This window comes from Streptomyces sp. NPDC054047, from assembly GCF_055585065.1.
Genome location: NZ_JBVJKV010000004.1, coordinates 376014 through 400200, shown reverse-complemented (window position 1 = coordinate 400200; position 24187 = coordinate 376014). Strand labels below are relative to the sequence as shown.

Below are 24187 nucleotides of genomic sequence, written 5' to 3'. Positions count from 1 at the left end.
ACTCCGGTGGGCGTTCTCGCCGTTGATGAGTTGAGATCCTGGAGTAGTCCGCCCGGCTGCCGCCGACGCGGTCGCACTCGGCGAGAGTGCCGTCCAGCAGGACGAACTCCGGATCACGCTCGTGCAGAGTCTCGAGCAGGCCCGGAGCCCGTTCGGCGAGCTTCATGAGCCGCTGGTAGTCCGGCGGCAGGACCTCCTCGCCCGCGCCCGCCTCCCGGTGCGGGGCCAGCAGCACACCGCGCCCACCCACCTGCACCGTCGCTGCCTGCGCCGACGGTCTCTCGGCGTCCAGCTGGGCGTTCGTCCGTTCCCACACGCGCATCGCCACCACGAGTTCCTCGCGCTCGGCACGGACCGCATCGAGCCGCTCGGCCAGGAGCTTCTCCTCCTCATCGAGCTCCGCCCGCCGGGCCGCAACGCGTTTCGAGCATGCTCACAGACGATCATGCCACCCCGAGCACCTGCGCCTTCAAGATGGCGGGGCTTCGGTGTTCCGGCAACCGTCTGGTCAGACGGGAAGCTCGGTGATGCCAAGGGCGAAGTCCAGGTTCCCCACCCCGTGGTTGGCGAGGCCCACCGTGACCACGCCCGCTCCTTCCAGCCAGTGCGCCATTTTCAGGCCGCCGACGTCCAGCGGGCGCATCCCGAGGCTCTCGATGAACGCTTCCACGCTTGCCTTGGCCTGCGTGCTGTCGCCGGCGATGAAGACGTCGGGTCGGCCCTTTTCCAGGACGTGGCGGAAGACGGTGTTGAACGCCTTCACCACGCTGGCGCCGGCCGGGGCCGCCTTGGCGACTTCCTGCGCGATGGAGGTCTCCTCGCGGTGGGCCAGCCCGTCGAACGTCGAGTTGAAGGGGTTACTGATGTCCATGATGACCTTGCCCGCGAGAGCGTCTCCGTACTGGGCGACGACCGGCACGACGCCGTCGTACAGCAGGGCGACGATGACAATGTCCCCGGCCGGGGCGGTGCCCCATTCTCCCGTCGTGGTGCCGCCGCCGAGAGCTTTGGCCAGGTCGGCGGCCTTGGACTGATCGCGGCCCATGATCTCGACGGTGTTGCCGCCCGCTATCGCCCGCGCGCCGATGGTGCGGGCCATGTTCCCGGTGCCGATGATGCTGATGCTGATGCTGATGCTGCTCATGAGATGTCCTGTCCTGGTTGTGGTTGCTCGGTCTACAGGGCGGTGGTGCCGCCGTCGGCAACGAGTTCCATGCCGTTGACGTAGCTGGAGTCGTCGGAGGCGAGGAAGAGGGCGGCGGTGGCGATTTCGTCGGGGCGGCCCATCTGCCCGCGAGGGATGAGGGACTCGAACTGGCGCCTGGTGGCCTCGTCGAAGAGCTCTGTCTGCTTGGCGGTGGCGACCTGGCCGGGGGTCAGGACGTTGACGCGGATGCGGCGGTCCTTGAGCTCGTTGAGCCAGACGCGGGCCCATGCCTGCTGGACGGCCTTGCTGCCGGCGTAGACGCTCCAGCCGGGGAAGGCACCGAGAGAGGCGTTGGAGCCGGTCATGAGGATGGAGCCCCCGTCGTTGAAGAGCGGGAGGGCCTTCTGGACGGTGAACAGGGTGCCGCGGGCGTTGAGCCCGAACCAGGTGTCGAACTGGGCCTCGGTGATCTCGCCGAGCGGGGCGGGCTCGCCACCGCCGGCGCTGGCCCACAGCACGTCGAGGCTTCCCTTCTCCCGCTTGACGGTGTCGTACAGGCGGTCCAGGTCGTCCAGGTTGGCGGCGTCGCCCTGGACGCCGGTGACGCTGCGGCCGATCTGCTTCACGGCCTCGTCCAGGGCGTCCTGGCGGCGGCCGGTGATGAAGACGTGCGCGCCCTCGTCGACGAACAGCTTCGCGCCGGCCAGTGCCATGCCGGTGGTGCCGCCGGTGATGACTGCGACCTTGCCGTCGAGCTTTCCCATAGCTGTTCCCTTGGGTCGGTGATGCCGTGTGTGCCTGGGGCGACGCAGTTAAGTACACCGCCCTGTGTGCTTAACGTACGACGCAGGCGGCCGGGGGCGCAAGCTATGTACACCGGTCGTTACCCAGCTGCGGTAGGATTGGGCCCATGACGGAGTTCGAGAAGGGCCCCACGGGCCGCCGCCGCGGCCGGGGCGCCCGCGAGCGCATCCTCAGCGCGGCCCAGCAGCTGTTTCGCGAGCGGGGCATCAACAGCACCGGCATGAACGAACTCTGCGCGGCCGCCGAGGTGTCCAAGCGCACGGCCTACCAGCACTTCACCGGCAAGGACGAACTCGTCGCCGAGTACCTGCGCCGGTTCGACCCCTCCGTTCTGTCCGGCGTGTTCGACCGCACCGACCTCACGCCCCGCGAACGGCTCCTCGCCGTCTTCGACATCCCCCCCACCACACCCCTGTGCCCCTACATCGGCGCCGCCGTCGAACTCCACGACCCCGAGCACCCCGCATCCCGGTACGCACGCGACTACAAGAAGGCCGTCGCCGTGCGGCTCGCCGACACCGCCCGCGAAGCCGGCGCCGCCGACCCTGAACAGCTCGGCGAGCAGCTCGCGCTGCTCATCGACGGCGCCGCGGCCCGCACCCGGGTCCTCGACGCCGACGCCTTCCCCACCGCCGCCGCCATCGCCGCCGTCCTCATCGACACCGCCATCCCCGCCACAGCCGGCGATGACCGGCGACGGGAAGAGGTGTCGAGCTGACCTGGCACTCCGGCCGGGCTGAACTCCTTGCCGGTCCCCCAGCTGCACCCGCTGGTACGCGACATCAGCCGCCCGGCACCCGGCCCGGACCTGCTGGCTTTTACGGAACTGGCCGCCCGCTGAAGGCCACAGTAGAAACCGCTGGGCAGACCGGCGACCGGCGAGGATTCGCCGCCGTGGCCGGCCGGATGGATACTGGCCCAGCACGCTGCCGTAGCGGCTGAACAGCCTCAGCGTTCCGCCGGACAGCCCAACGGCGCCGGGGGGCTAGGCCGTGTTTTAGATCAGATGATCCCCGCGCCCTGCTGCCGCGGCGATCGTGACTGCAGGGCGCGGGGATCTCTGTGATGAGCAATGGCCGGTGCGTCGCGGCGGGGGTCAGCCGTGCAGGGGTCGGAAGAAGGTGCGGATGTCGTTGACGAGCAGGTCGGGTACCTCCATGGCGGGGAAGTGGCCGCCTTCGTCGTGCTCGGTGTAGTGGGCGAGTTGGCCCGTGGGGTTGAGGAACTTGCCCATGAGCGGGTCCTGGTTGAATACCGCCCATCCGGCAGGGACGTCGGGCGATCCGATCCCGAACGCGGTGGAGTGGGCCATTTCCCAGTAGAAGTGGGCGGATGTGGCGCCGGTCCGAGTGAACCAGTAGATGCTGATCAGGGTCAGCAGCCGCTTGGGGTCGATCTTGGAGTCGGTGCCGGCCCAGATCTTCCACTTCTCCGCGATCCACGCCAGCTGGAATGCCGGTGAATCGCTGAGGCCGACGGACAGGGCGTTGGGCTGGCTGCACTGCAGCGCCCGGTAGCCCTTCTGCCCGTCCCACCACTGCGCGGCGGCCTGGATGCTCGCCGTCTCGGCCTCGGTGAGGTCCTGCGGGGCGGGGAACATCTCGGAGAACATCCCGAGCAAGGGCCCGTCGGCGGTGGAGAGGGTACCGATCACCCGGTCCGGGTGCAGTGCTCCGAGCTGGGCGACAACGCCGTAGCCGACGTCCTCGCCCACGGCGGCGAACCGCTGGTACCCCAGGCGGGTCATAAGCTCCCCGAACGCCTTGGCCGAGCGTGCCAGGTCCCAGCCCGGCGCCGAGACGGGTGAGGAGAACCCGAACCCGGGCAGCGAGGGGATGACCAGGTGGAAGGCGTCGGCGGGGTCCCCGCCGTGCGCCCGGGGATTGCCGAGCGGGCCGATCGCGTCCAGGAACTCCACGAACGCGCTGGGGAACCCGTGGGTGAGCAGCAGCGGCGTCGCACCCGGCTCCGGGGAGAGGATGTGCATGAAGTGGATGGTCTGGCCGTCGATCTCGGTCAGGAACTGCGGGTAGGAGTTCAGCTCCTCCTCCTGCGCCCGCCAGTCGAAATCCTTGGCCCACTGCTCGGCCAGCTCCTCGAGGTACTCCGGCGGGATGCCCCGGCCCCAGTCGGCTTCCAGCCCCGGTACCGGGTGCGGGAGGCGGGTGCGTGTGAGGCGATCCTGCAGGTCATCGAGGTCGGTCTGCGGGATCTGGATGCGGAAAGGCGTGATGTCGGCACTCATGGTAATCAAGTTACGAGTGGGACAGGTCGACGGCATTTCCCGAGCACCCGACCAGGTGGCGTGGGCTGCGCGGGCGGCGAAAATGTCAGTGGCCAGTTGGGATTCCCCGCTTATGGCCACTTAGTGGGGAGCTAGCTGACCGCGATTCTCACTGAGGGTGATGAGATTTGCTGTGGTGGCCAAGTTGCTATCCACGCATTGCGCCTCAACGACACCCGGTACCCGGGACATGGATGATCTGCCCAGAGCCTCTAAATTGATCACTATGAGTAAAGTAATCACTCCGTTCCGTATCGAGATCCCGCAGGTCGACCTGGATGACCTGCACGGCCGTCTGGCCCGCACCCGGTCGCCGTATCCGGTGCCCGGGGCGGATGCGGACTGGAGTCACGGCATCCCGCCGGGCTACCTCGCAGAGCTGGGCGCCTACTGGGCGGACGGGTTCGACTGGCGGGCCCATGAGGCCAGGCTGAACACCTTCGACCAGTTCGTGACCGAGATCGATGGGCAGACGATCCACTTCCTGCATCTACGTTCGCCCGAGCCGGACGCCGTCCCGCTCCTGCTCAACCACTCCTACCCGACCTCGTTCGTAGAGTTCCTGCAGGCCAGCGGCCCGCTAACTGACCCGCGCGCCCACGGCGGCGACCCGGCTGATGCCTTCCACCTCGTCATCCCGTCCATGCCGGGCTTCTGCTTCTCCAGCCCCTTGTCGGCGCGCGGATGGAACCTGGAGCGGACTGCCCTGGCCTACGGGGAACTCATGACCCGCCTCGGCTACGAGCGATTCGCCGCGGAGGGCGGCGACCTGGGCGCCGGGGTGACCGGCCGGTTGGCGATGCTGCTGCCCGATCGGGTGATCGGCGCTCACACCCATGGAGACCGGCTCCAAGTCGGCATGGCCGGCGAGGATCTCCCGGTGCCCGACGGCCTGAACGCCGAGGAACGCGCAGAGCTGCAGGCAGCGCAACGGTCCTGGGCGCAGATGAAGGGCTACCGCGTCCTGCACTCCACAAACCCCAACGCCGTGTCCGCCGGTCTGGCCGACTCGCCGATCCTGCAACTGGCATGGGTCGCTGAGAAATTCGTGCAGTGGGCCAACCCCGCCACACCGATCAGCCGCGAGGATGTCCTGATCACCGCCAGCCTCTACTGGTTCACCCGCACCGGCCCCGCAGCAGCCGACTTCTACTGGGAACTGGCCCACGCTCCCGACAGCGGCTGGGGCGAACCCAACGGCGTCCCCATGGGCACCTCGATCTTCTACAGCGACCCACTCGTCCGCAAAGTCCTCCATCCCAGCGACGACGGCTCATTCCTTAGCGAACACACCGAAGGCGGTCACTTCCCAGCCTTCGAAGTCCCCAACCTGTTCGTCGCCGACATCCGCGCCTTCTTCCGTTCACTCCGCCACTGACCCCGCCGCGGCGAAAGCCGCACAACGAGGCGAGATCGGTGTCCCTCCAGCCTCGAACCGCCTCACGTACGGTCACTCATTGCTACGGCGCTAACCGGCCGTACGCGGGGAATTTCCACTGGCCGCTGTCACGAACGCCAGGCGATTGCCCATAGGTGCTCACAGCCAGATGTTGATCGCGGTGACGTGGACCGTGGCCTCGAAGCGGAAACGGCCAGCTTGTCGAAGCGCATGGCCACCGCCCGGTGCTGCTTGAGGCGGCTGATGCCACACTCGACCGCGTGCCTGGCCTTGTAGTCCTCTCGGTCGAAGATCGGGGACCGGCCGCCGTCGCGGCCACGGCGCTTGCGATTCCTCGTTTGGTCGGCAGGCTCGGCGATAGTGGTGCGGATACCGCGCCGACGCAGGTAGGCGCGGTTCGCACGGGACGCGTATGCCTTATCGCCACGGACTCGGTCGGGTCGGGAGCGTGGTCTGCCGGGTCCGCTTCTGGGGACCCGGATGGCTTCCAGGACCGGGGCGAACTGTGGGCTGTCGCCACGCTGACCCGCCGTGATCAGTAACGACAGTGGCTTCTGACCCTGTTCGCAGGCCAGGTGGATCTTTGTGGTCCAGCCTCCGCGTGACCGGCCCAGCCCGTGATCGTCGGGTTCCGTGACGGCACCGCCGGGCGGTTCCTTCTGCTCGCGCCCAGCTTTTCGGGCGCCGGCCGCCTGTTGGTGGGTCCGACAGATCGTGGAGTCCACGTTCACCTCCCACACGATCAGCCCGGCCGCATCGGCCCGGGCTTGTAGGGCTGTGAACAAGGCCGACCACACACCACGACGCTGCCACCGTCGAAAAAGCCCATAGACCGTCTGCCAGGGCCCGTACTCCGCAGGGAGATCCCGCCGGGGTGCCCCAGTCCGGACTCGCCAGCGAATCCCGTCAAACAACTTCCGTTGGGACACTGCCCGCCGTCCCACCTCGTATACCGGAAGCAGCGGCTCCAGCACAGCCCAGTGCTCATCACAGAGATCCCCACGCCCCACAGCCACGATCATCGCGGCTACAGGGCACGGGGATCGCCCGTTCTAAAACACGGCCTAGTCCGTTGCGGATCTCGCCCTCACCCTGCCACGGACACCCGATCGGTGGCCCCACTGAAAACGCTCACCGATCGGCCGTCGCTTTCACCAGCCCCTCGCGCTGCCGACGATCATGGAGATGTCCCGGAGGCACGGTTTCAGTCATCAGGTCCCCGCCCGGCGCGCTGTGGAGCGTGCTGAGGAGAAGGTCATCGGCTGGGTTGCCCCGCTGGTGCTCGTCCGGGACAACTTGAATGTGCTTCTGGATGCCCGGCCGCGTGCCTGCATCGACTCACGCGACCGGCTCACCTGCTTCCAACTGCCGCCGTATGCAACCTGATCTCAATCCGGTTGAAGGCATCTGGTCACTGGGCGACCCGCGGGCCAGAACAACATGGCCTTCACCGACCCCGACCACCGATGCGCGTCCTGCGCCGAGCCCTCCACGAGATCCGATACCGCACCGACGTCATCGACGGATGCCTCGCCGCAACCGGACTCACCCTCGCCCAACACGTCCACGACCGTCGGACGGCCGAGATGCCGCCTCTAAAGGAACGGCGCGAAGCACTCACGCTCGTAGGAAGGCGCGAGCTCCGAGCAGGAATGGCTTCAGTTGCACAGCCCGCTGCACGGTGCCAGCCACAGTGGGCCGCAGCCGTAATCGGTCCAGGTGCACCCGGCGTAGCACGTTGTGTCGCAGCTTCCGGTCCCCGTCCCGCACCGGGAATTGCAGTCCACGGCCTGGATGCTCTGCTCGCTGCGGGCCGCAGCGCCTTGCGTGTCAGCAGGGCCCAGCGTCCTGAGAATGGCCCGCGCCTCGCTCTCGCCGAACGCCGCCACAGCCGCCGCCTCCAGCCCTTCGACGGCTGCTGTCTGCCGGCGCCCCGCGATGATCTGCGGTGCCAGCCGCGTCGCGTCGTCCAGGACGGCGGACTGCTCGGCCGACAGGCGATGTGTCTTGCGGTAGTTCGCGAAGTGCGCCACCCACAGATCGCTCCGAGCCGAAGCGGACAGCGCGCCGTAGACAGCACGCCGATAGTCCGCGGGGTAGGAGACGAACTCGGAGTAGCGGGAGGGCAGCCGGTCAAGGTTGGCCTTCACCCATCGCGTCGCCTTGCTGCCCTTGGCGCGGGTCACCGCCTGCGCGGGTGAGGTCGCCAGGCCGCCGGTGACCAGAAACGTTCCCAGGGCCAGCCCTGGCAGGGTCTTGAGGATGCCTCGACGGCTCGGGGGCTGCGGCACATCGAGGTCGCGGAGCGCACGCACCACCCGCAGCGAGTCCGCCGGTCCCAACAGCCGCGCCAGCCGGAGGGACAGCGCGGTTCCGGTCCAGGCCCGCACCTGGTCGCCGTTGACCGCCAGCAGGGTCGGGGCCCACTCGCCCCCTTCCCCCAGGGCACGCGCGCGCAGGCCGCGAATACGTGGCTCCGTGAGGCCCGCGGTGGTCAACGTCCCGTCGACGGATACGCGAATCCGATCCACCACTTCTTCGCAGAACCGGCAGTCAGCGTCGAATGCCAAAATCCACTCGGTCACAAGCTCTCCCCATGTTTATGTGTCCAACCGTGCCGTGCTGCCCGGCAAGTGTGCGTCTCACGCCGATTGCTAGCGCGCCGTCCGGGACTTTCGCACTTCGACTTCACCTGAAGAGACATCATTTGTCGAGGCGTTGAAACGCCATCATTTCGAAGTGGTTCGAAATGATCTACATTCACAGGCCGTGTCGGGCGATCTCGAGGATTCCGCACCGAGGTAGTAGCGCAAGTCCTTTCGGCCGTGGGACTGGTGGGCTCGCATGTTGAGGTGTCGCGTATTCCTCGTGCCGATGTGGACACGGGGGGGGCGGCACCCGACTGGTGCTGACCTCTCCCGAGCCCGGATCACTTGCGAAGTCGAGAACGGTACTCGCCCGGGGCCGCGCCTCGGGCACGTCTGAAGGCACGGCTGAACGCGTGCGCAGAGCCGTATCCGACCGCTCCGGCGATCGACTCGACCGGCTCATCGGTATCACGGAGCCGGACGGACGCCAGGTCGATGCGCCACTGCGTCACGTACGCGCCCGGCGTCTGTCCGAGGGCGGACCGGAAACGCCTGGACAGTGTCGCCCGGGAGACGCTCGTCGCGGCGGCCAGGGTCTGCGTGGTCCAGGGGTGTTCCGGTTGGGCATGGACACATGCCAGAGCGTCGCGCACGACCGGATCACGCATCGCTCCCAGCCATGAGCCGGACTGCTCCTGCGGGTGGCGGGCCAGCCAGGCGCGTACGAACTGGACGAGCAGAAGGTCGACGATGCTGTTGATGGCGGCGGTTGTGCCGATCTGCGGCTGTGCGAGCTCCGCAGCGAGAAGTTCGACGGTCCTTCTGAGCTGCGCGTTCTCCCGGGCTGTGACGTGCATAGGCCGAGCGAGGGAGGTGAGCACCGGTGTGCGCACCTCCGGGGCCTGCTCATAGCGCAGGACGATCACTTCCGTCTGCACCGGCGCCGAGCCCAGCCGCAGGGCCCGGCCATCGCCGAAAGCCCGGGCCGCCTCTTCCCGGTCGCAGGAGCCCATCGTCACGTCGGCACCGCCGGCTATCCCGTGTGCGGTGCCCGGCGATACCAGGACGGCGTCTCCAGCCTGCACTTCAAGAGGTTTCTCGCCTGGGACGTGGAGCCACATGGTGCCGCGGGACACCACGTGCAGTGCCGCGCCTGGAGTGGAGTCCAGCCCCAGGCCCCACCTTCCGCCGGCCTTCAGCAGGACCCCGAGCGCCCCACGCGCACCCGAAACACGCAAGACCTCCGCCAGCACATCCATGGGTCCATTCTCGTCCACCGCCGCGCACCGCCGTCGTCGGCCGATCGGCCGACGACGCATGTGTCCTCGTCCACAGCTTCAGGCCACGTCAAGAACGACCTTTCCGTGCACCTTCCGCGCGAACAGTGCCTGGACGGCGTCGCCCACGTCCTGCCAGTTGCCTCGCAGGCCGACCGGCGCCGAGAGCTTCCCGGCGGCCATGAGGCCCAGCAGGTCCGTCAGCTCCCCGCCGGTCGGCGTCATGTCGCCGTAGGTGGCTATGCTGCGAGGTTCGCCGAAGCCGAACAACGTCCCTGACGGGAACGTGGTTTCCTGCCCCGAGGAGTATCCGACCAGGTGGATCGTGCCGCCCTCGGCGAGGGAACTCCACGCCTGGGCCACCAGCGGCCCGCCGACCGTGTCCAGGACGAGGTCGAAACGGTCGTCCCCGGTCTCGGCCAATTCGGTCAGGACCCTGTCGGCGCCGAGTTCACGAAGTCCGGCGGCCCGCTCCGGTGAACCGACGAGTGCCGTCACCCGGGCGCCCGCAAGCGCCGCCAGCTGGACGGCGAAGTGCCCAACTCCCCCGCTGGCGCCGGTGATCAGCACGTCGCGCGCCAGCAGGGAACGCGTGCGCAGCACCCGGAATGCGGTGACTCCGGCGATTCCCAACGCGGCGGCGTCGGCCAGGTCCACGCCCTCGGGGACGGTGCCGAGCGAGGCGGGGCTGACTGCCACCCGCTCCGCCCACGCGTGGGGAGCCATTCCCACTGCGACGCGTGTACCTTCGGGCGGCCCCGAGCCGTCGGATGCAGTGCGCGCCACGACACCGGCCGCGTCGTGACCGTGCACAGCGCCGGCCTGCCATTGGTGCACGTAATTCAGCTCTCCGAAGTTGAGACCGATGTGCCGTATTTCCACCAACGTCTCACCGGCGGAGGGTACGGGCTCATCGACATCGGCGAACCGGACGGGTCCGGCCTCGCTGTGATCGACCACAAGGGCGCGCATAGGGGGCGTGTCTCCTTCTCACGTGGATGTGCCTGAATGAAAGCTCGGCGCGGCAGCAGATCGAGTGCGCACATGCCGCAGTGCCGCCTTCTTGGAACCCTTTCGCAGGACCGGGACAGCGCCCAGCCCCGCGAGAATCAATCAGTTGACGATCTGTGTCAGTGCGACTCGGGGCGCGTCGAGCCCTCCACCCGTCCGGTGGATGGTGCTGTGGCGGGCAGACATGCCCGGCAATGTGCTGATCTTGAGGCGTCAGCGCTTCCGCTTCCGTCGGGCGGCGGGGTGGCGCTGGGCGACGTGCCGGGCGACCGAGTCGACGCCACGGCAGGCGTATCGCTCCAGGGAGCGGATAGAGGTGTGGCGGGAGCGGGCGAGCAGCATCGGGGTCGAGGTGCCGTCCTCGGCGTCGTGGGCGAGGACGCCGTGGGTGGGGACGCCGTGGGTGAGGGCGCCGTGGCGGAGCCGGTGCCGCGTGTAGCCGTCCAGGTCCTCGATGTCGCCGGGTGAGGTGAGGGGTTGGTCATCGACCAGTAGCCGGAACCGCCGATATCGCCATCCATGCCGACGCGGTGCCGCCCGCGGCCTCGCCCGCTGTTCGTTCAGGTGTGTCGCAGCGTCGCGGTGGCGATCTCCAGGAAGTCGCGCAGCAGTTCCTCCCGCCGGTCCGCGAGGACGGCCAGGCACGTCCCCAGCGTCGGGGCATCCGTGACGGGGAGGTGGGCGAGGTCGGTGCGGGAGTAGGAGCGCGCGACGCTCAGCGGGACGAGCGCGATGCCGTGTCCGGAGGCGATGAGCTCGAACTTCTCTTCAAGTGAAGATGTCCGCCGCGTCGGTGCGTCGAGCAGCCGCTCGCCGTCGAGGTCCGCGGAGGTGAGCTTGTCGCGGCTTGCCAGCGGGTGCGCCGCGGGCAAGCAAGCGACCCTGGGCTCATGGCCGATGGGGATGGTGTGCAACCCCGAGTCGTCGAACGGCTGCCGCAGATAGCCGACCTGGGCCCGGCCGTCCCGGAGCGGCGCGTCCTGCTCCCACCAGCGCGCCGGGACGACGTCGGTCTCGACGTCCGGGCGGCGCGACGAGAACGCCCGGATCGCCTCCGACACGTGCAGTCCGGGAGAGAAGGCGACGACGAGCCGTTGGGAACCACGATCAGCGTCGTGCACGCGCTGCACCGCTGCGGGGACAGCCGCGAGAATCTTCTGCGCCTCCTCGTAGAGCTGTTGCCCGGCGGCGGTCAGCTCCACGCGGCGCGTGGTCCGCACCAGCAGAGTGCACTCCAACTCCTGCTCCAGCGCTTTGATCTGACGGCTGAGAACTGGCTGGGCGATGTAAAGCTGTTGCGCCGCCCGGCCAAAGTGCCGGTGCTCGGCCACCGCGACGAAGTAGCGGAGCTTGCGCAAATCAAGATCCATGCCTTTACGGTATCAATTGCCCAGGAAGGGTATTGGACGCCGCAGGCGGGCTGCCCCGAGACTCGAAACATGATCGTCATCACCGCCCCCACCGGCCAGATCGGCAGCCGGCTCCTGGACATCCTGCTCACTGAGGCTCCCGCTCGTGGCGAAGAACTGCGCGTCATCGTGCGCGACCCCGGGAAACTCCCCTACGCGGTCCGTGCCCGCGTCGATGTCGTCACCGGCTCGCACGACGACCCCGAGGTCATCGACCGGGCCTTCGCCGGCGCGGACGCCGTCTTCTGGCTGGCTCCGCCGGCCCCGCGGGCGCCGAGTCTGGACACCGCGTACTCCGGATTCACGCGTGCCGCCGCAAAGGCGTTCACGGCCCACGCGGTGGGGCACGTGGTCGGCGTCTCGGCGCTCGGCCGTGGCACACCCGTCGCCGGTCGCGCCGGACTTGTCACGGCGTCGCTGGCCATGGACGACCTCATCGCGAGTTCAGGCGTGACCTACCGCGCGCTCGCGAACCCTACTTTCATGGACAACCTGCTGCGGCAGGTGGCTTCGATCCGCGACGACGGCGTGTTCACCGACACCGTCGCCGCCGACCGCACTGCACCGGCGGCCGCCGCCTGGGACATCGCCGCGGCCGCCGCCGGCCTACTGCTCGACCGCTCATGGACGGGGACGGGCGAGGTCCCGGTGCTGGGCCCCGAGGACCTTTCGGCGAACGACATGGCGCGCATCATGACCGACGTGCTGCGCCGCCCAGTCCGCTACGAGCGGCAGTCACTCGACGACTTCCGCGCCGCACTCACCGGACACGGCTTCGGGGACGCGCTCGTCGAAGGCTACGTCGACATGATGCGCGCCAAGGACAACGGCCTCGACGGCGGCGTGCAGCGCACCCCTCAGACCGCGAGTCCGACCACCTTCCGCACATGGTGTGAGAAGGTCCTGGAGCCTGCGGTCCGAGCGGCTCAGGCATGAGCGCCAGAACCGCGTTCATCGTCGGGCATCCCGCACCCTCGGGCTCGGCCTCGCCACCGAGTACGCGGACCGCGGCTGGGACGTCATGGGAACCGTCCGGGGCAGTCGCCGCACCGCTCTTCATGACCTGGCCGAGGCGTCCAGGGGGCCAAGTCAGGGTCGGGTCACTGGACACGAGGAAGCCAGCGCAGGCCATCGCGCTGCGCGAGCGCCAGACATGGCACACCCTCGAACTGCCGTTCGCCAACGCGGCCATCACGAGGGCACCATTCCGATCGGCGACATCCCGGAGGAGATATTTGCCGAGGTCATGGTCACGAACACGCTCAGCCCCATGCGCATCGTCGAGTGCCTCCGCTTACTGGTCGCGCCGACCGGGACCATCGGCGTCATGTCCTCGCGCCAGGGCAGTATCAGCTTGAACACCAATGGCGGGCAGGACGTCTACCGAGCCAGCAAGTCCGCCCTCAACCAGCTCATGCCTAGCTACGCCGCCCGGTATGCCGACGCCGCGCACACTCCTGCTCATCTGCCCCGGCCATGTCCGCACCGAACTCGGCGGGCCGGACGCACCGCTGACCATCGACCAGCCCGTCCCGCCGCCACGGCGGTTCCGGCGTCCCACGCCTGTGAGGTGCCCAGGCGGGCGTGCACGTTCACCAGGTCAGCGATCGCCTCGTTCAGCAGCACAACGTCATGCGTCACGCCGTGGCCAGATGGGCCAACGTAGACAGGCGGTCGACGAAGACCACTTGTACCGGGCACCGGCACCCACCGAGCGTCGTCGTGTCGCGACCGAAGTCGCCCCTTTCGCGCCTCATTCCACAACGGGCCCATCTCGGCAACGAGTTCGGCGATCACATCGGTCGTCAGCCCGGTGACTTGCGAACTGCCCACGATCGGGGCCTGACAGCTGAAATGGGTACGGGACCGTCTGTTGGCTGCCCTTTCCCCGGTCTCGGTCAGGCGTCTCGCAGTCCCAGCCCGCGGCGCGCCAGCTCAAGGACGACCGTGCCGAAATCCGTCCCGATCCATTCAAGTTCGGTTGCGCTGTGCGCACCGGATCCCCATGCGCACACCGGGGCTTTACTGTCCGGGTTCAGACGGCTGGTGTCGAGGACGAAGTAGCCTCCCATTCCGTCGGGGCGGAACGCCACCAGCGAGGAAGCCATGCCCGCGGACTCTCTGAGGCCGAGAGTCTCCGTGACGGCTCCCAGCATCTGGCCGTCGTGCATGACGATTCCGTAGAACTCGTCTCCGGCCACGTCGCAGTCGCCGAGCTCGCGCAAGAAGAGTTTGTACGAGTCGGGGAAGGACACGTCCAATCGCTGCTCCGCCTCCGCGATGTCGACCTCCGAGCAGCCTCCAGCGAAGATCGAATCCTCCTGATGGTCCCGTACGAGCTGTACGAACTGCTCTGCTTCCCTAATTCCCATCACGGCTCCCCAGGTATACCTTTGCGCGGTCTTTCCAGTACCGCTTTTGCCAGAGGTCGAATTTCCACCCCCGGTCTCAGCCGGGTAGCGCTGCTCTCCCCTGGGCCGCATCAGCCAGCTGATGGCACCGGGAACGAGGCGCGATTCCTGGACCGCTCGCGGACGCGGTCATGGACGGTCGAGGTACGCGTCAGCTGACCCGAGGACCCAGCGCCAGCGTCAGTTCAAGGACCCGGTGAGGCGATGCGAGATCCGGAAACAGCTCCCGCAGCTGCGACATCCGGTAGCGGACTGTCTGGGGATGGACGAACAAGGCCGCCGCCACCTCGTCCCGCCTGCCCTGGTGCAGCAGCCACTCCCGCAGCGTCTCCTCCAGCCGCCGTGCGGTCGCGGCCGGCAGGGTCCGCAACGGTGCCAGAGCTCGGGCACGCAGGTCTGCGAACGCGTCCGCGTCGGCGCTCAGCACCAGCTCGGGCAGGTGGTCCTCGGTGTCGCGAATATCAGCGGAGAGGGAGCGCGCGCGTACCGCTCGTGCGTACGAGGCGGACGCACGCGTCCATGGCCGGGCCGGGCCGACCACGGCGCTGCGGTCGGTCAGCTGCCTCAAGAGGTGTGATCGGTCGGCATCGGGGACGAGCAGCACACCGGTGGCGTCCGGCAGATCGTCAAGGACGAGGGTGCTCGGGTCGAGCGTGCGGTAGGCAGGCCGGGCCTGGGCGGCGGGCAGCAGGACCGCGGTCAGTGAAACCGGAGGCTGCCACCCGGCCCGTTGCACAGAGGCCCGCAGCACATCCGGGCTCGCGTCGGCGAGCAGATCGCGGGCCAGGTGTTCCAGGTGGCGCTCGTGGGCCCGGCCCCGGGCGGCCAGTTCGTCGGCGTGGCCCGCGGCGCTCGCGGCGGAGAGCTCGTCGATGTAGGCGAAGGTCAGTTCGGCGAACTTGGCGACTTCGGCGGCGGGCAGACCTGCGGGTACGGCACCCGCTGCCAGGCATCGCCAGGCCACGCGGGCGCCGACGCGGTAGGCGCTGAGCAGGGCGTCCATCGAACGGCCGTCGCGCACCTCGCCGCGGCCCAGCTCGTAGGCTGCGTCACCGGCGTCGCCGCCTGTGGCGTTCCCGCTCGCGAGGTCCAGGTAGTGCCCCAGGGCGGTGCGTACGGCTCGGCGGATGGTGGCGCCCATGCGGCCCGCAAGGGCGTTGGCGTAGGGAGGCACCTCGTCGATGATCGCCTGGACGATCTCGTCGGCGGTGCTCTTCAGCGCGGCCCGAAGTACGGTGACCGTCGTCTCATCCAGGGCCAGTTCGCTGGCCCTCCGGATCGCATGCCCCATTTTTTGTTCCCTGCGAACAATTCAGCCGACCAGATTCACATCCTACGGACAGGACTTTACGCCCTGCGGCGCATGAAGCTGAAGTCATGACGAGTACAGCCCTCCGCAGCAGGGCGTGGAAACTGCTGGAGATGGTCACGACGCCGCTGCTGCCGTCGGACTACCTCGACCTGGTCAGCCCGCTGCGTAATGGCGCCGACCTGCGTGGGCGCATCGAGGCCGTGCACCCCGAGACGGGTGACGCCGCGACCATCGTCATCAGGCCGGGACGGGGCTGGCGCGGCCACACAGCCGGTCAGTACGTGCGGATCGGGGTCGACGTCGACGGGGTGCGCCTGTGGCGTGCCTACTCCCTCACCTCGCCGACCAACCGCCAGGACGGCCGCGTCACGATCACCGTGAAGGCGATCCCGGACGGCAAGGTCAGCAACCACCTGGTCCGCAAGGCGAGACCGGGCACACTCATCCAGCTCGACCAGCCGACCGGTGACTTCGTGCTGCCGCAGGCCAAGCCCGCCAAGGTGCTCTACCTGACGGCCGGCAGCGGCATCACGCCCGTGATGGGCATGCTGCGCGACACCGAGTTCGACGACGTCGTCATGGTCCACTGCGCGCCACGGCCACAAGACGTGATCTTCCGCACCGAACTGCACGACCTGGTCGCGGACAAGAAGCTGCGGCTCACCGAGGTGCACACCGACACGGACGGCATGCTCGACATCGCCCGTCTCGACGAGCTCGTGCCCGACTGGGCCGAGCGCGAGACCTGGGCCTGTGGGCCCGCGGGCCTGCTCGACGCCGCCGAAAAGCACTGGAGCGAGCACGGCGTACAAGAGCGTCTGCACACCGAACGCTTCCGTCCCAGCATCGTCGTCGCCGGCGACGGCGGCGAGGTCACGTTCAGCGCCACCGGCAAGACCGTCGACGCGGACGGCGCCACGCCGTTGCTGGACGTCGGCGAGGAGGCCGGCGTACTCATGCCCTCCGGGTGCCGCATGGGCATCTGTTTCGGCTGCGTCACGCCGCTCAAGACGGGCGCCGTCCGCGACCTGCGCACCGGCGAGATCACCGAGGCCGAGCCGGGCGTCCTCATCCAGACCTGCGTGTCCGCCGCGGCGGGCCCCTGCGACATCGAACGGTAGGAGCACCTTGACCGCCATCGACCCCACCACCCACCTGACCGCGGAGCAGATCGAGGAGCTCGGCCGCGAGCTGGACGCGATCCGCGACGAGGTCATCGCCAGCCGCGGCGAGAAGGACGCCGCCTACATCCGCAAGGTCATCTCGGCACAGCGCAAGCTCGAGCTGGTCAGCAGGGGCGTTCTGCTGTTCTCCATCTTCCCGCCCGCGTGGGTGCTCGGCACCGCCGGCCTGTCCGTGGCGAAGATCATGGACAACATGGAGATCGGCCACAACATCCTGCACGGCCAGTGGGACTGGATGCGAGACCCGAAGATCCACTCCACCACCTGGGAGTGGGATCACGTCTCGCCGTCCGAGCAGTGGAAGCACTCGCACAACGAGCTGCACCACACGTACACCAACGTGATCGGCAAGGACAACGACCTCGGCTACGGCATCATGCGCGTCGACGAGGACCAGAAGTGGCACCCGCTCCACCTGGGCCAGCCGCTGTGGAACTTCCTCAACGCCTGCTTCTTCGAGTACGGCATCGCGGCGTACGACCTGGAGCTCGGCAAGAACCTGGACAAGCGCCGCCGCAAGAGTCCGGAGTTCCGCGCGCGCGCCAAGGCCGTGGGCCGCAAGATCCGCAAGCAGGTGCTCAAGGACTACGTGATCCACCCGCTGCTGTCGGGCCCGTCGTTCCTGCCCACGCTCGGCGCTACGTTCACCGCGAACCTGGTCCGCAACATCTGGACCCACTCGGTGATCATGTGCGGGCACTTCCCCGAGGGCGTGCAGGTCTTCGAGCGCCGGTCGATCAAGGGCGAGACGCGCGGCCAGTGGTACCTGCGCCAGATGATGGGCTCGGCGAACATCAGCGGCAGCAAGGCCATGCACTTCATGACCGGCAACCTCTCCCACCAGATCGAGCACCACCTGTTCCCCGACCTGCCGAGCAACCGGTACGCCGAGGTCGCGGTGAAGGTGCGCGCGCTGTTCGACAAGTACGAGCTGGAGTACGTCACCGGGCCGCTGCCCAAGCAGGTGTTCTCCGCGTGGCACAAGGTCTTCCGGCTCTCGCTGCCGAACAAGAAGCCCAAGGCGCCCAAGGTCAAGACACCGGAGCGCGAGCGGGAGCTCGTCGCGGCCTGATTGCCGGTACTGGTTCAGGTCCTTCGGCCGTACCGGCGGCACCTCAAAACCCTGCAGCCTGCGTGGCGCCCCGCAGGGAAGGCATGGTGTCTGTTACTGAGATTTCGGGCGTGGTGTCATCAGGATGAGTCCGGTTGCGGCGAGGCATCCGTCGATGACGTCGCTGCGGTACTGGATCTCGCGGAGGGTTCGGCGCAGGACATGCATCAGGTGGTCGGGGGCGACGATGCTGTTCCTGCGGCGTTAGGCGCGGCATCGGTCGATCAACGGGCCGCGGTGTCCTTCTGGGACGACAGCGTCTTCAAGGCATTGCGGCCCGATGGGGTTGCTGTCGTCCATGGTGCAGTGGTTGAGCTCCTCCCCGTTCGCCTCACGCCGGCAAAAGAAGATCGTCATCGGTGAACGGTGCGGTGCAGTTGCGGTCAGGGTGGGTGCCGATGCGGTTGGGGCTTCCCCACTCCCTGCGGTTGTGGGTGCCCTGCTTGTTGAGGCGCCGTATACAGGTGTAGCCGTCACGGCTCATCAGACCGCACTCGCCGTCCGGGGCCAGGGGATTGCGGAACGGAGCCTGCACGGGAGCGGGGGTGACACCGGCGGCCTGGAGGGCTTGCACGAACTCGCCGACGGACTTGCGGAACCGTGGCGCGCTCCTGCTCGACCTCGGTGAGAGCGGCGATGCCGGGTCCCGTACAGGGTTCATCGCGGGCGTTGCGGATGGTGGCGCAGGAGGACCAGCCGCTGCCGATCTGGATGGTGGCGGCGCAGTCGGTGCAGGTGCCTTCGAAGACGACGGCGTGATTCTTTGTCGCGCGGGAGACGCTTCCAGGTGAGGGTGTGGCCGAGGGCGGCGGCCGTCTCATTCATGTGCCGCTTGCTACGGGTCCACCGCTGCTGCGCCCACGCCTGCTGTAGGTGGCAAGCCACTTATGTCATGGTTCTTGCATGCCTAACCACCGTGACCGGCACCGTGACCCCCCACTGGCCGTCCGGCCGCCGGCCACACTGAAGGCGGACGCCCAACGCGCCCTGGGTGAACGCGAAATGCAGGCGTTCGTCGTCGCCTGTCTCACGGCTCTGGTCGCCGCCCCGGAGCGGTTCCTGGCCCAACTGGACGAGCACTGCCCCGAGAAGAAGCCGCTCGGCCGCCCGCGCCGCACCCCGCCCTACGGCGAGGACTCTGCGGCCCCGGCGCGACGGCCTTGACCGGCATCCCTTGCCGGACTGCATCCAACCCTGGCGAAAGCGCCGTTGGCAGCCGTGGCGGGGAGCCCGCCGACGAGTGGAGTGATCGAGTTGCCTGACATGCGTGATGCCCGCCGGGCCGTGCGCCTGTTGCCCGCGGACTCCAAGGCTGCCGACGCACTCAGGGCGTGGAGCGGTCAAGAGGACACCACCATCGACTTGTGCGGACTCGACGCGTCCGGTGCCGATCTCTCCGGAGCCGACCTGGCGATGGGGCTGCTCCTCGAAACCCGCCTCGAGGACGCGGTCCTGGTCGGCACCGACCTGTACCGCGCTGATCTGAGATATGCCGTCCTGGACCGCGCCGACCTGAGCCGGGCCTGCCTGGTCAAGTCGGTGCTCGATGAGGCCAGCCTGCGGGACGCGACGCTGACCGGCACGAATCTCGGCAGGGCTGACCTCTACAAAACCGACGCCCGTGGGGCTTGTTTCCGAGCAGCACGCCTGAATGGCGCGTCGCTTCTGGGCACTCGTCTCGAAGGGGCGGACCTGACGGGCGCGTCGGTGCAGGAGACCTCCTTCAAAGTGCAGGTGGACGAGCGCACGAGAGTGGAAGGCCTCACCGGCAGCGTGTACGGGCCCGCGTACGTCGTAGGCAACGGGGTACGCCATGAACTGGCGGGCCGTGAATTGGAACGGTGGCTGCATCAGGGCGGCGCCACGGTGCAGGTCCTCAACTCCGTGCCGGACACCACCACCTATTACGCCAGGATCGACGACGAATACCCCCGCAACAGCCCCGCGGGCATCGTGCGCCGCACCAACGCCGACGGCCTCACCACAGATCACGCATTCACCCGCAACCTGCGCTGGGAACCCACCGAGTACCTGCGCCGGTATGAGCTGGGACACAACGCCACCGACCACGTCGAGATCAGCGAGGCGGAGGCCGCCGCGTTCATCGCCCGCCTCACCAAGAACCCGCCGCCCTGACCCTTGCCCGCGCCGACCCGGGCCGGCGCGGGCAAGGGGCTCGAGACCGTGTGAGCGCCGCCCCGGACCCACCCGAGCTGAAGAGCTGTCACGACGACCTGAACAGGCGGGCGCCTCTGCCTGCTTCAGGCTGAACAGGGGCCCGCTGGCGAAGCGTCTCCTCCACAACGGGCAGCGGGAGGAGCGCTGATGGCCCCCTCGCGGCAAACAAGGGGCTCGTACCCCGGACCGCGATCCTGCAGCCGAGCGCGGTGACGCGCATCTTGCCCTCTCTCCTGGGCAGCGGAGCGACCGGGCGGCGCAAGGGGGGCACCATCAGCCAAACCGGCACCGAGTCCTACTGCCTCGCCCACACCACAGCCCTGGCCGAGCAGACTGTAGCCGGGTGAACGGCCCCGCATGGCCAAGCCCGGAGCCAACGGGGTCGGCAGCATGGCGTGATCAGCCGTCGACTTCCCGCGCCACCCGCTCCAGTCGGCTCCGGTAGTCCTCCCACCACGCCTGGTCCTCTGGGGGCAAGCTGTCCTTGCCTTGCAGATGTCCGACGGATCCGTCGATGAGCTCTCGCACGATATCGGCGTGACCAGCATGCCGCTGAGTATCGGAGATCACGCGCACCACGATGTGGTTCAGCGTCACCTCTCGGCGTTCCTCCGGCCACCACGGGACGCGACCGACCGCGTCAAGCGGCAGCGTCGCGATCGTGCTGTTGGAGTGCTCCCACGCCTGGCGATACAGCCCAACGATCTCTTCCCGTGATTCATCTGCAGTGGCCCACATGTCCGAGTTGAGCTCTGGCTCCTCGGTATACCACCAGGACGGCGGCTCCCCGTCGAAGAACGGCCGCCCAAACGTGTCGCCGAAATACCCCAGCTCCACGCTGGCGACATGCTTGACCAGCCCCAACAGGTTCGTGCCCGTGGGAGTCAGCGGACGGCGGATGTCGTACTCCGAGAGGCCATCGAGCTTCCACACCAGGGCGTCTCGCGCCTCTTGCAAGTACCGGAGAAGGTCCACTTTCGGATTCGGTTCGATCATGCCAGGCAGTCTCCCACCCGGCACTGACAGCCGGGAGTGACATCAAGAGTCCCCGACATTGATCTTGCCCGCAGGGGCGAGACGGCTCCCCAAGTCACCTCAAGATGCCTCCCGTTGAAAGGCTCAGGTCCAGTGGAGGCCCTGAGCGCTGCCCGACAGGCGACTTGCCCAGGCAGCGGGTTTCGGTCGGGGCGAACATACGATTCCTATCTGCGGCTTCCCCGCGATCCACCGAGGGCGGGCAAGTCCGTCGTAGTGGCATTGCGGGTGCGCCGGTTCGTCTGTGCCGAGGGCTCCAGCCCTCGCAGGACTTCGTCGAGCAGGTACCGGGGCTCACCCGCCGGTTCGGCCGGCGGACGGAACGGCTGCGATCGACGCTCGTCATCGGTCGGCCTGGCGCTCGCGGGCCGGGGCGGCGCTCGCATGACGGACGTTTTCAGGGCGCCGGCCAGTCGGAACACCCTGCTGAGACTGATCGCTTCGCTCCCAGATCCGCCCGCTGCCACACCCCACGTGGTCGGGGTGTACGCCCAGCGCAGGGGACAGATTTACCGAACGGTGCTCGTGGACTTCGAGACACGTAGCGCCGGCCACAGCGCGGCCTGCAAGGCTTTCAGGGACACGGCCGCTTCCCATACGGGACGTTCGCGCATCGACGTGGCCACGGCACGCAGGCGCTGCGGGGTGAGGTCGGGCGGCGTGGCCGTGCCCGAGCCTTCCGTGGGGGCGCACACGTACTGCTCCGGCGTCACCGAATCCGGCAATCCCCGCACTGTCCCGCACCTGCTCCAGCATGGCCTCGACCACCGGGTGACCGGCCGCCGCGGAGAAGCGGAGGCTGAATCAGCGTCAGGGACCGCACGAGGCCCGGGCACTGCCCTACGCGCCTATCGTCGGCCGATCGACGCCTTGACCAGGTAATTCAATGGTCTTACAAGGTTTGCCACAGGTCACAGGCCGATGGTGTTCCGCAGGGCGCATGGCCGGGTGGACAGGTCTCACGCAGGAGGGGCCGTGATCATCCGCAGGTGCCCGGCAGTCAGGTGACCACAGCGCTTTCAAGGAGCCACTTTGCCACGCCAATGACCAGCCCGGACATGGCAGTTGCTGTCCCGGACTCCCGGGCTTGGTACACCGGACCCGGCCTCCCGAGCAAGCTTCCGGAACAGCAAGCCCGCCGCTGCCGCAGACGAGAGCGTAAACGGCCCGTGGGCTGCGCAACCGCCCACTACTCACAGGATGGAGACAACGTGAAGAGTCCAAGGCACGGCGCACTCGCTGCAAAGGCGGGGCTGGCGCTGCTCGTGACGGCAGGGTTGATGACGCCTGCATACGCCGCAGAAGAGGAGGGAAGCGACTCGCCGGCCTCCAGGGCGGCGGCAATCAAAAAGAACCGGATCATGTCCTGGAACTCCAACGGGCAGAAGAACGGCACAACACAGCGCCTGGTCGACCAGGTAAGGGTCTTCAAGCCGCAGATCGTCTTGTTGCAGGAATCGTGCAAGAACGAGGTGAACGAAGCCGTCGAAATCATGAAGCAGCAGCCGCAGAAGCAGGAATACGAGGTCTTCCACTCGGACTGGCCCGACATCGGCGACCCAGTGAATGACCCAGCCTGCTTGGGACAGCTCGGACACGCAATTCTGGTGGCCAAAGGAACGAAGATCGACTCAGCTCCCGAAACCGCGCGCTACCGCGAAGCCGACGGGATCGAGCGGCGGAAGTTCATGATGTTCCAAACTCGCCTGGCGGGTAAGAAGGTACGGATCTTCAACACGCAGCTCAGCGACGCGGGGGACGCCAACCTTCGGCACTCCCAACTCCTCCAGCTGTCGGAACTCGTCCCGGGCACGCCAAACTCAATAATTGCCGGTGACCTCAATGCTCAGCCTTGGTATTGGGAGATGAAGGTTCCCTGGGCGAACGGGTTCAAGGACGCCGACCCCTACTGCAAGCAGACCTGGGACCGCCGCTGCAACGGGACACAGTACGGGTCGGGAAAGAAGTTCGACTACATCCTGTCCCGCGGGAAGGTGAATACCAAGCGGTGCTACCTGGGCGACACACCCAACGAGGATCACCGAGTGGTCATCAGCGACGTGACCGCCGGACCTCCTTCCCGCAAGCCGTGCAAGCTGCTCTGAGTGAAGGGCTGCGGGTGCCGACTGGGGGGACGGCACCCGCATTTTCTTGCCTGACACTGCACGCACATGGTGGGGATGCGGCAGGCGGACGGGGGAAGAACAGGGCATGCCGGCACGGGACTTCGGCTGCTGGGGATCTTGCCAGGCCAGTCATGGCCTTTCACCCACTCCCGGATCGGTCCGCCGGGCAGGCACAGCGCGGGGTCGATGCTGTCCGGAGCGGTACTGCCGTTCGACGGCCTCTCTACGGAAGCCATCCACCGGCGCCTCATGCACCGTGCCGGGGCTGACGACGAGACCGAAGGGGCGGGAAGCCGCTGCTCGGCAGCGAGTAGAGGAACTCCAGGCTGAGCGCTGCCACACGGCCCAGCGCGCCCGACCGTTGCACCGCCGACCGCCAGCACAATCAGGATTCGCCCCAGGTTCTGCCACACCCGTTCCAGCCCGCTGCCACCGCCAACCGGACCCACACGAAAGCAGGCCCGCATGCGCAAGGCACACACCGCCCTCATCGTCCTCGCCCTGTCGGCCGCCTCGCTGGCCGGCACGACCACCGGCGCCGGCGCCACCGACAGCTTCTCAATCAGCCGTGCAGCCGCGACTCCGTGCACCGTGCCCGACGCGTTCTGCGCCACCAACGGCAGCGGCGACCAACTGGTCCTGCGCTGCGGCGAGTCCGCATCGATGCCTTGGAGCGGCGTCGGGTATTGGGACAACCGCCTCCCCGGAGGCGGCATGGTCAAGATGTTCGACTACTACGGCTCCGTGAACCACGTCGCGCCCGCCGACTCCGGTCCCAGCGAGATCAACTGGAGTCTCGTCTGGAGCCTGCGCGTCTACTGCTGACGCCCGCTCGACGCGCGGCGCTGCGAGAGCATTGCAAGTCCGCAGGAGCTGCGTCAGAACCCAGCGACGCGGGGTGGAGGTGGCCC

The 24187-nt window shown here is 68.0% G+C and carries 22 protein-coding genes and 3 pseudogenes; 11 read left to right on the top strand and 14 right to left on the bottom strand.

What is annotated here, in order from left to right:
• Nucleotides 1-19 precede the first annotated feature (19 nt).
• The 3 genes and pseudogenes from ACZ6ZP_RS18585 to ACZ6ZP_RS18575 form a co-directional block, all read right to left on the bottom strand.
• A pseudogene (locus tag ACZ6ZP_RS18585) lies at nt 20-160 on the bottom strand (IS5/IS1182 family transposase); the annotation flags it as partial.
• Nucleotides 161-508: 348 nt separating this feature from the next.
• Nucleotides 509-1144, bottom strand: coding sequence for an NADPH-dependent F420 reductase (locus ACZ6ZP_RS18580; protein WP_383825056.1), 636 nt, complete (start codon nt 1142-1144; stop codon nt 509-511).
• A 32-nt stretch (nt 1145-1176) separates the two neighbouring features.
• Entirely contained in the window at nt 1177-1911 is a 735-nt protein-coding gene (locus ACZ6ZP_RS18575) for an SDR family NAD(P)-dependent oxidoreductase (protein WP_383825053.1), read from the bottom strand.
• Between the two features lie 146 nt (nt 1912-2057).
• On the opposite strand from ACZ6ZP_RS18575, the gene ACZ6ZP_RS18570 reads away from it, so the two are divergent.
• On the top strand, nt 2058-2669 hold the full coding sequence (locus ACZ6ZP_RS18570) for a TetR/AcrR family transcriptional regulator (protein ID WP_351167746.1): 612 nt from the start codon (nt 2058-2060) through the stop codon (nt 2667-2669).
• Between the two features lie 378 nt (nt 2670-3047).
• On the opposite strand, the gene ACZ6ZP_RS18565 is transcribed toward ACZ6ZP_RS18570, so the two are convergent.
• Nucleotides 3048-4196, bottom strand: a complete 1149-nt coding sequence (locus ACZ6ZP_RS18565) for an epoxide hydrolase family protein (RefSeq protein ID WP_469407519.1) — start codon at nt 4194-4196, stop codon at nt 3048-3050.
• A gap of 229 nt (nt 4197-4425) precedes the next feature.
• Between ACZ6ZP_RS18565 and ACZ6ZP_RS18560 the strand changes: the two genes are divergently transcribed.
• Entirely contained in the window at nt 4426-5613 is a 1188-nt protein-coding gene (locus ACZ6ZP_RS18560) for an epoxide hydrolase family protein (RefSeq protein ID WP_351167750.1), read from the top strand.
• Nucleotides 5614-5772: 159 nt separating this feature from the next.
• Here the strand turns inward: ACZ6ZP_RS18560 and ACZ6ZP_RS18555 are convergent.
• A protein-coding gene (locus ACZ6ZP_RS18555) for an IS5 family transposase (protein WP_351167921.1) occupies nt 5773-6644 on the bottom strand; the annotation gives its coding sequence in 2 pieces (ribosomal slippage) (nt 5773-5823 and nt 5826-6644; 870 coding nt in all).
• Nucleotides 6645-6771: 127 nt separating this feature from the next.
• Here ACZ6ZP_RS18555 and ACZ6ZP_RS18550 point away from each other — a divergent pair.
• Nucleotides 6772-7187, top strand: a pseudogene (locus ACZ6ZP_RS18550) (transposase); the annotation flags it as partial.
• 105 nt (nt 7188-7292) lie between these two features.
• Here the strand turns inward: ACZ6ZP_RS18550 and ACZ6ZP_RS18545 are convergent.
• The 4 genes from ACZ6ZP_RS18545 to ACZ6ZP_RS18530 form a co-directional block, all read right to left on the bottom strand.
• Complete coding sequence (locus ACZ6ZP_RS18545; protein ID WP_351167754.1) at nt 7293-8219, bottom strand: bacteriocin fulvocin C-related protein; 927 nt, start codon at nt 8217-8219, stop codon at nt 7293-7295.
• Between the two features lie 344 nt (nt 8220-8563).
• Nucleotides 8564-9481, bottom strand: a complete 918-nt coding sequence (locus tag ACZ6ZP_RS18540; protein ID WP_469407517.1) for an AraC family transcriptional regulator — start codon at nt 9479-9481, stop codon at nt 8564-8566.
• Between the two features lie 78 nt (nt 9482-9559).
• Complete coding sequence (locus ACZ6ZP_RS18535) at nt 9560-10471, bottom strand: zinc-binding dehydrogenase (protein ID WP_469407516.1); 912 nt, start codon at nt 10469-10471, stop codon at nt 9560-9562.
• Nucleotides 10472-11070: 599 nt separating this feature from the next.
• Nucleotides 11071-11880 (bottom strand): LysR family transcriptional regulator, encoded by an 810-nt coding sequence (locus ACZ6ZP_RS18530; protein ID WP_351167760.1) that lies wholly within the window; start codon nt 11878-11880, stop codon nt 11071-11073.
• 69 nt (nt 11881-11949) lie between these two features.
• On the opposite strand from ACZ6ZP_RS18530, the gene ACZ6ZP_RS18525 reads away from it, so the two are divergent.
• Complete coding sequence (locus ACZ6ZP_RS18525; RefSeq protein ID WP_469407514.1) at nt 11950-12855, top strand: NAD(P)H-binding protein; 906 nt, start codon at nt 11950-11952, stop codon at nt 12853-12855.
• 85 nt (nt 12856-12940) lie between these two features.
• Nucleotides 12941-13585 carry a Rossmann-fold NAD(P)-binding domain-containing protein gene (locus ACZ6ZP_RS18520; RefSeq protein WP_469407512.1) on the top strand — a complete coding sequence of 215 codons (645 nt, stop codon included), beginning with the start codon at nt 12941-12943 and terminating at the stop codon, nt 13583-13585.
• Between the two features lie 232 nt (nt 13586-13817).
• Here the strand turns inward: ACZ6ZP_RS18520 and ACZ6ZP_RS18515 are convergent, their stop codons facing one another.
• Both ACZ6ZP_RS18515 and ACZ6ZP_RS18510 read right to left on the bottom strand, forming a co-directional pair.
• On the bottom strand, nt 13818-14291 hold the full coding sequence (locus tag ACZ6ZP_RS18515) for an SMI1/KNR4 family protein (RefSeq protein WP_361473456.1): 474 nt from the start codon (nt 14289-14291) through the stop codon (nt 13818-13820).
• A 190-nt stretch (nt 14292-14481) separates the two neighbouring features.
• Nucleotides 14482-15621: a PucR family transcriptional regulator gene (locus ACZ6ZP_RS18510; RefSeq protein WP_361473459.1), complete on the bottom strand. Its 1140-nt coding sequence runs from the start codon at nt 15619-15621 to the stop codon at nt 14482-14484.
• 86 nt (nt 15622-15707) lie between these two features.
• Between ACZ6ZP_RS18510 and ACZ6ZP_RS18505 the strand changes: the two genes are divergently transcribed.
• Nucleotides 15708-16763, top strand: coding sequence for a ferredoxin reductase (locus ACZ6ZP_RS18505; RefSeq protein ID WP_351167768.1), 1056 nt, complete (start codon nt 15708-15710; stop codon nt 16761-16763).
• A gap of 7 nt (nt 16764-16770) precedes the next feature.
• Complete coding sequence (locus tag ACZ6ZP_RS18500; protein WP_361473463.1) at nt 16771-17898, top strand: fatty acid desaturase family protein; 1128 nt, start codon at nt 16771-16773, stop codon at nt 17896-17898.
• A 93-nt stretch (nt 17899-17991) separates the two neighbouring features.
• Here the strand turns inward: ACZ6ZP_RS18500 and ACZ6ZP_RS18495 are convergent.
• Nucleotides 17992-18117, bottom strand: a pseudogene (locus ACZ6ZP_RS18495) (IS630 family transposase); the annotation flags it as partial.
• Between the two features lie 151 nt (nt 18118-18268).
• Entirely contained in the window at nt 18269-18598 is a 330-nt protein-coding gene (locus tag ACZ6ZP_RS18490; protein WP_383825039.1) for a hypothetical protein, read from the bottom strand.
• Nucleotides 18599-18840: 242 nt separating this feature from the next.
• On the opposite strand from ACZ6ZP_RS18490, the gene ACZ6ZP_RS18485 reads away from it, so the two are divergent.
• Both ACZ6ZP_RS18485 and ACZ6ZP_RS18480 read left to right on the top strand, forming a co-directional pair.
• On the top strand, nt 18841-19101 hold the full coding sequence (locus ACZ6ZP_RS18485) for a hypothetical protein (protein ID WP_361473469.1): 261 nt from the start codon (nt 18841-18843) through the stop codon (nt 19099-19101).
• Nucleotides 19102-19155: 54 nt separating this feature from the next.
• Entirely contained in the window at nt 19156-20073 is a 918-nt protein-coding gene (locus ACZ6ZP_RS18480) for a pentapeptide repeat-containing protein (protein WP_469407694.1), read from the top strand.
• Between the two features lie 441 nt (nt 20074-20514).
• On the opposite strand, the gene ACZ6ZP_RS18475 is transcribed toward ACZ6ZP_RS18480, so the two are convergent.
• Entirely contained in the window at nt 20515-21111 is a 597-nt protein-coding gene (locus ACZ6ZP_RS18475; protein ID WP_361473472.1) for a DinB family protein, read from the bottom strand.
• A gap of 1250 nt (nt 21112-22361) precedes the next feature.
• Here ACZ6ZP_RS18475 and ACZ6ZP_RS18470 point away from each other — a divergent pair.
• Nucleotides 22362-23255 carry an endonuclease/exonuclease/phosphatase family protein gene (locus ACZ6ZP_RS18470; RefSeq protein WP_469407508.1) on the top strand — a complete coding sequence of 298 codons (894 nt, stop codon included), beginning with the start codon at nt 22362-22364 and terminating at the stop codon, nt 23253-23255.
• 486 nt (nt 23256-23741) lie between these two features.
• Nucleotides 23742-24101 (top strand): hypothetical protein, encoded by a 360-nt coding sequence (locus ACZ6ZP_RS18465; protein WP_361473481.1) that lies wholly within the window; start codon nt 23742-23744, stop codon nt 24099-24101.
• Nucleotides 24102-24187: the final 86 nt, after the last annotated feature.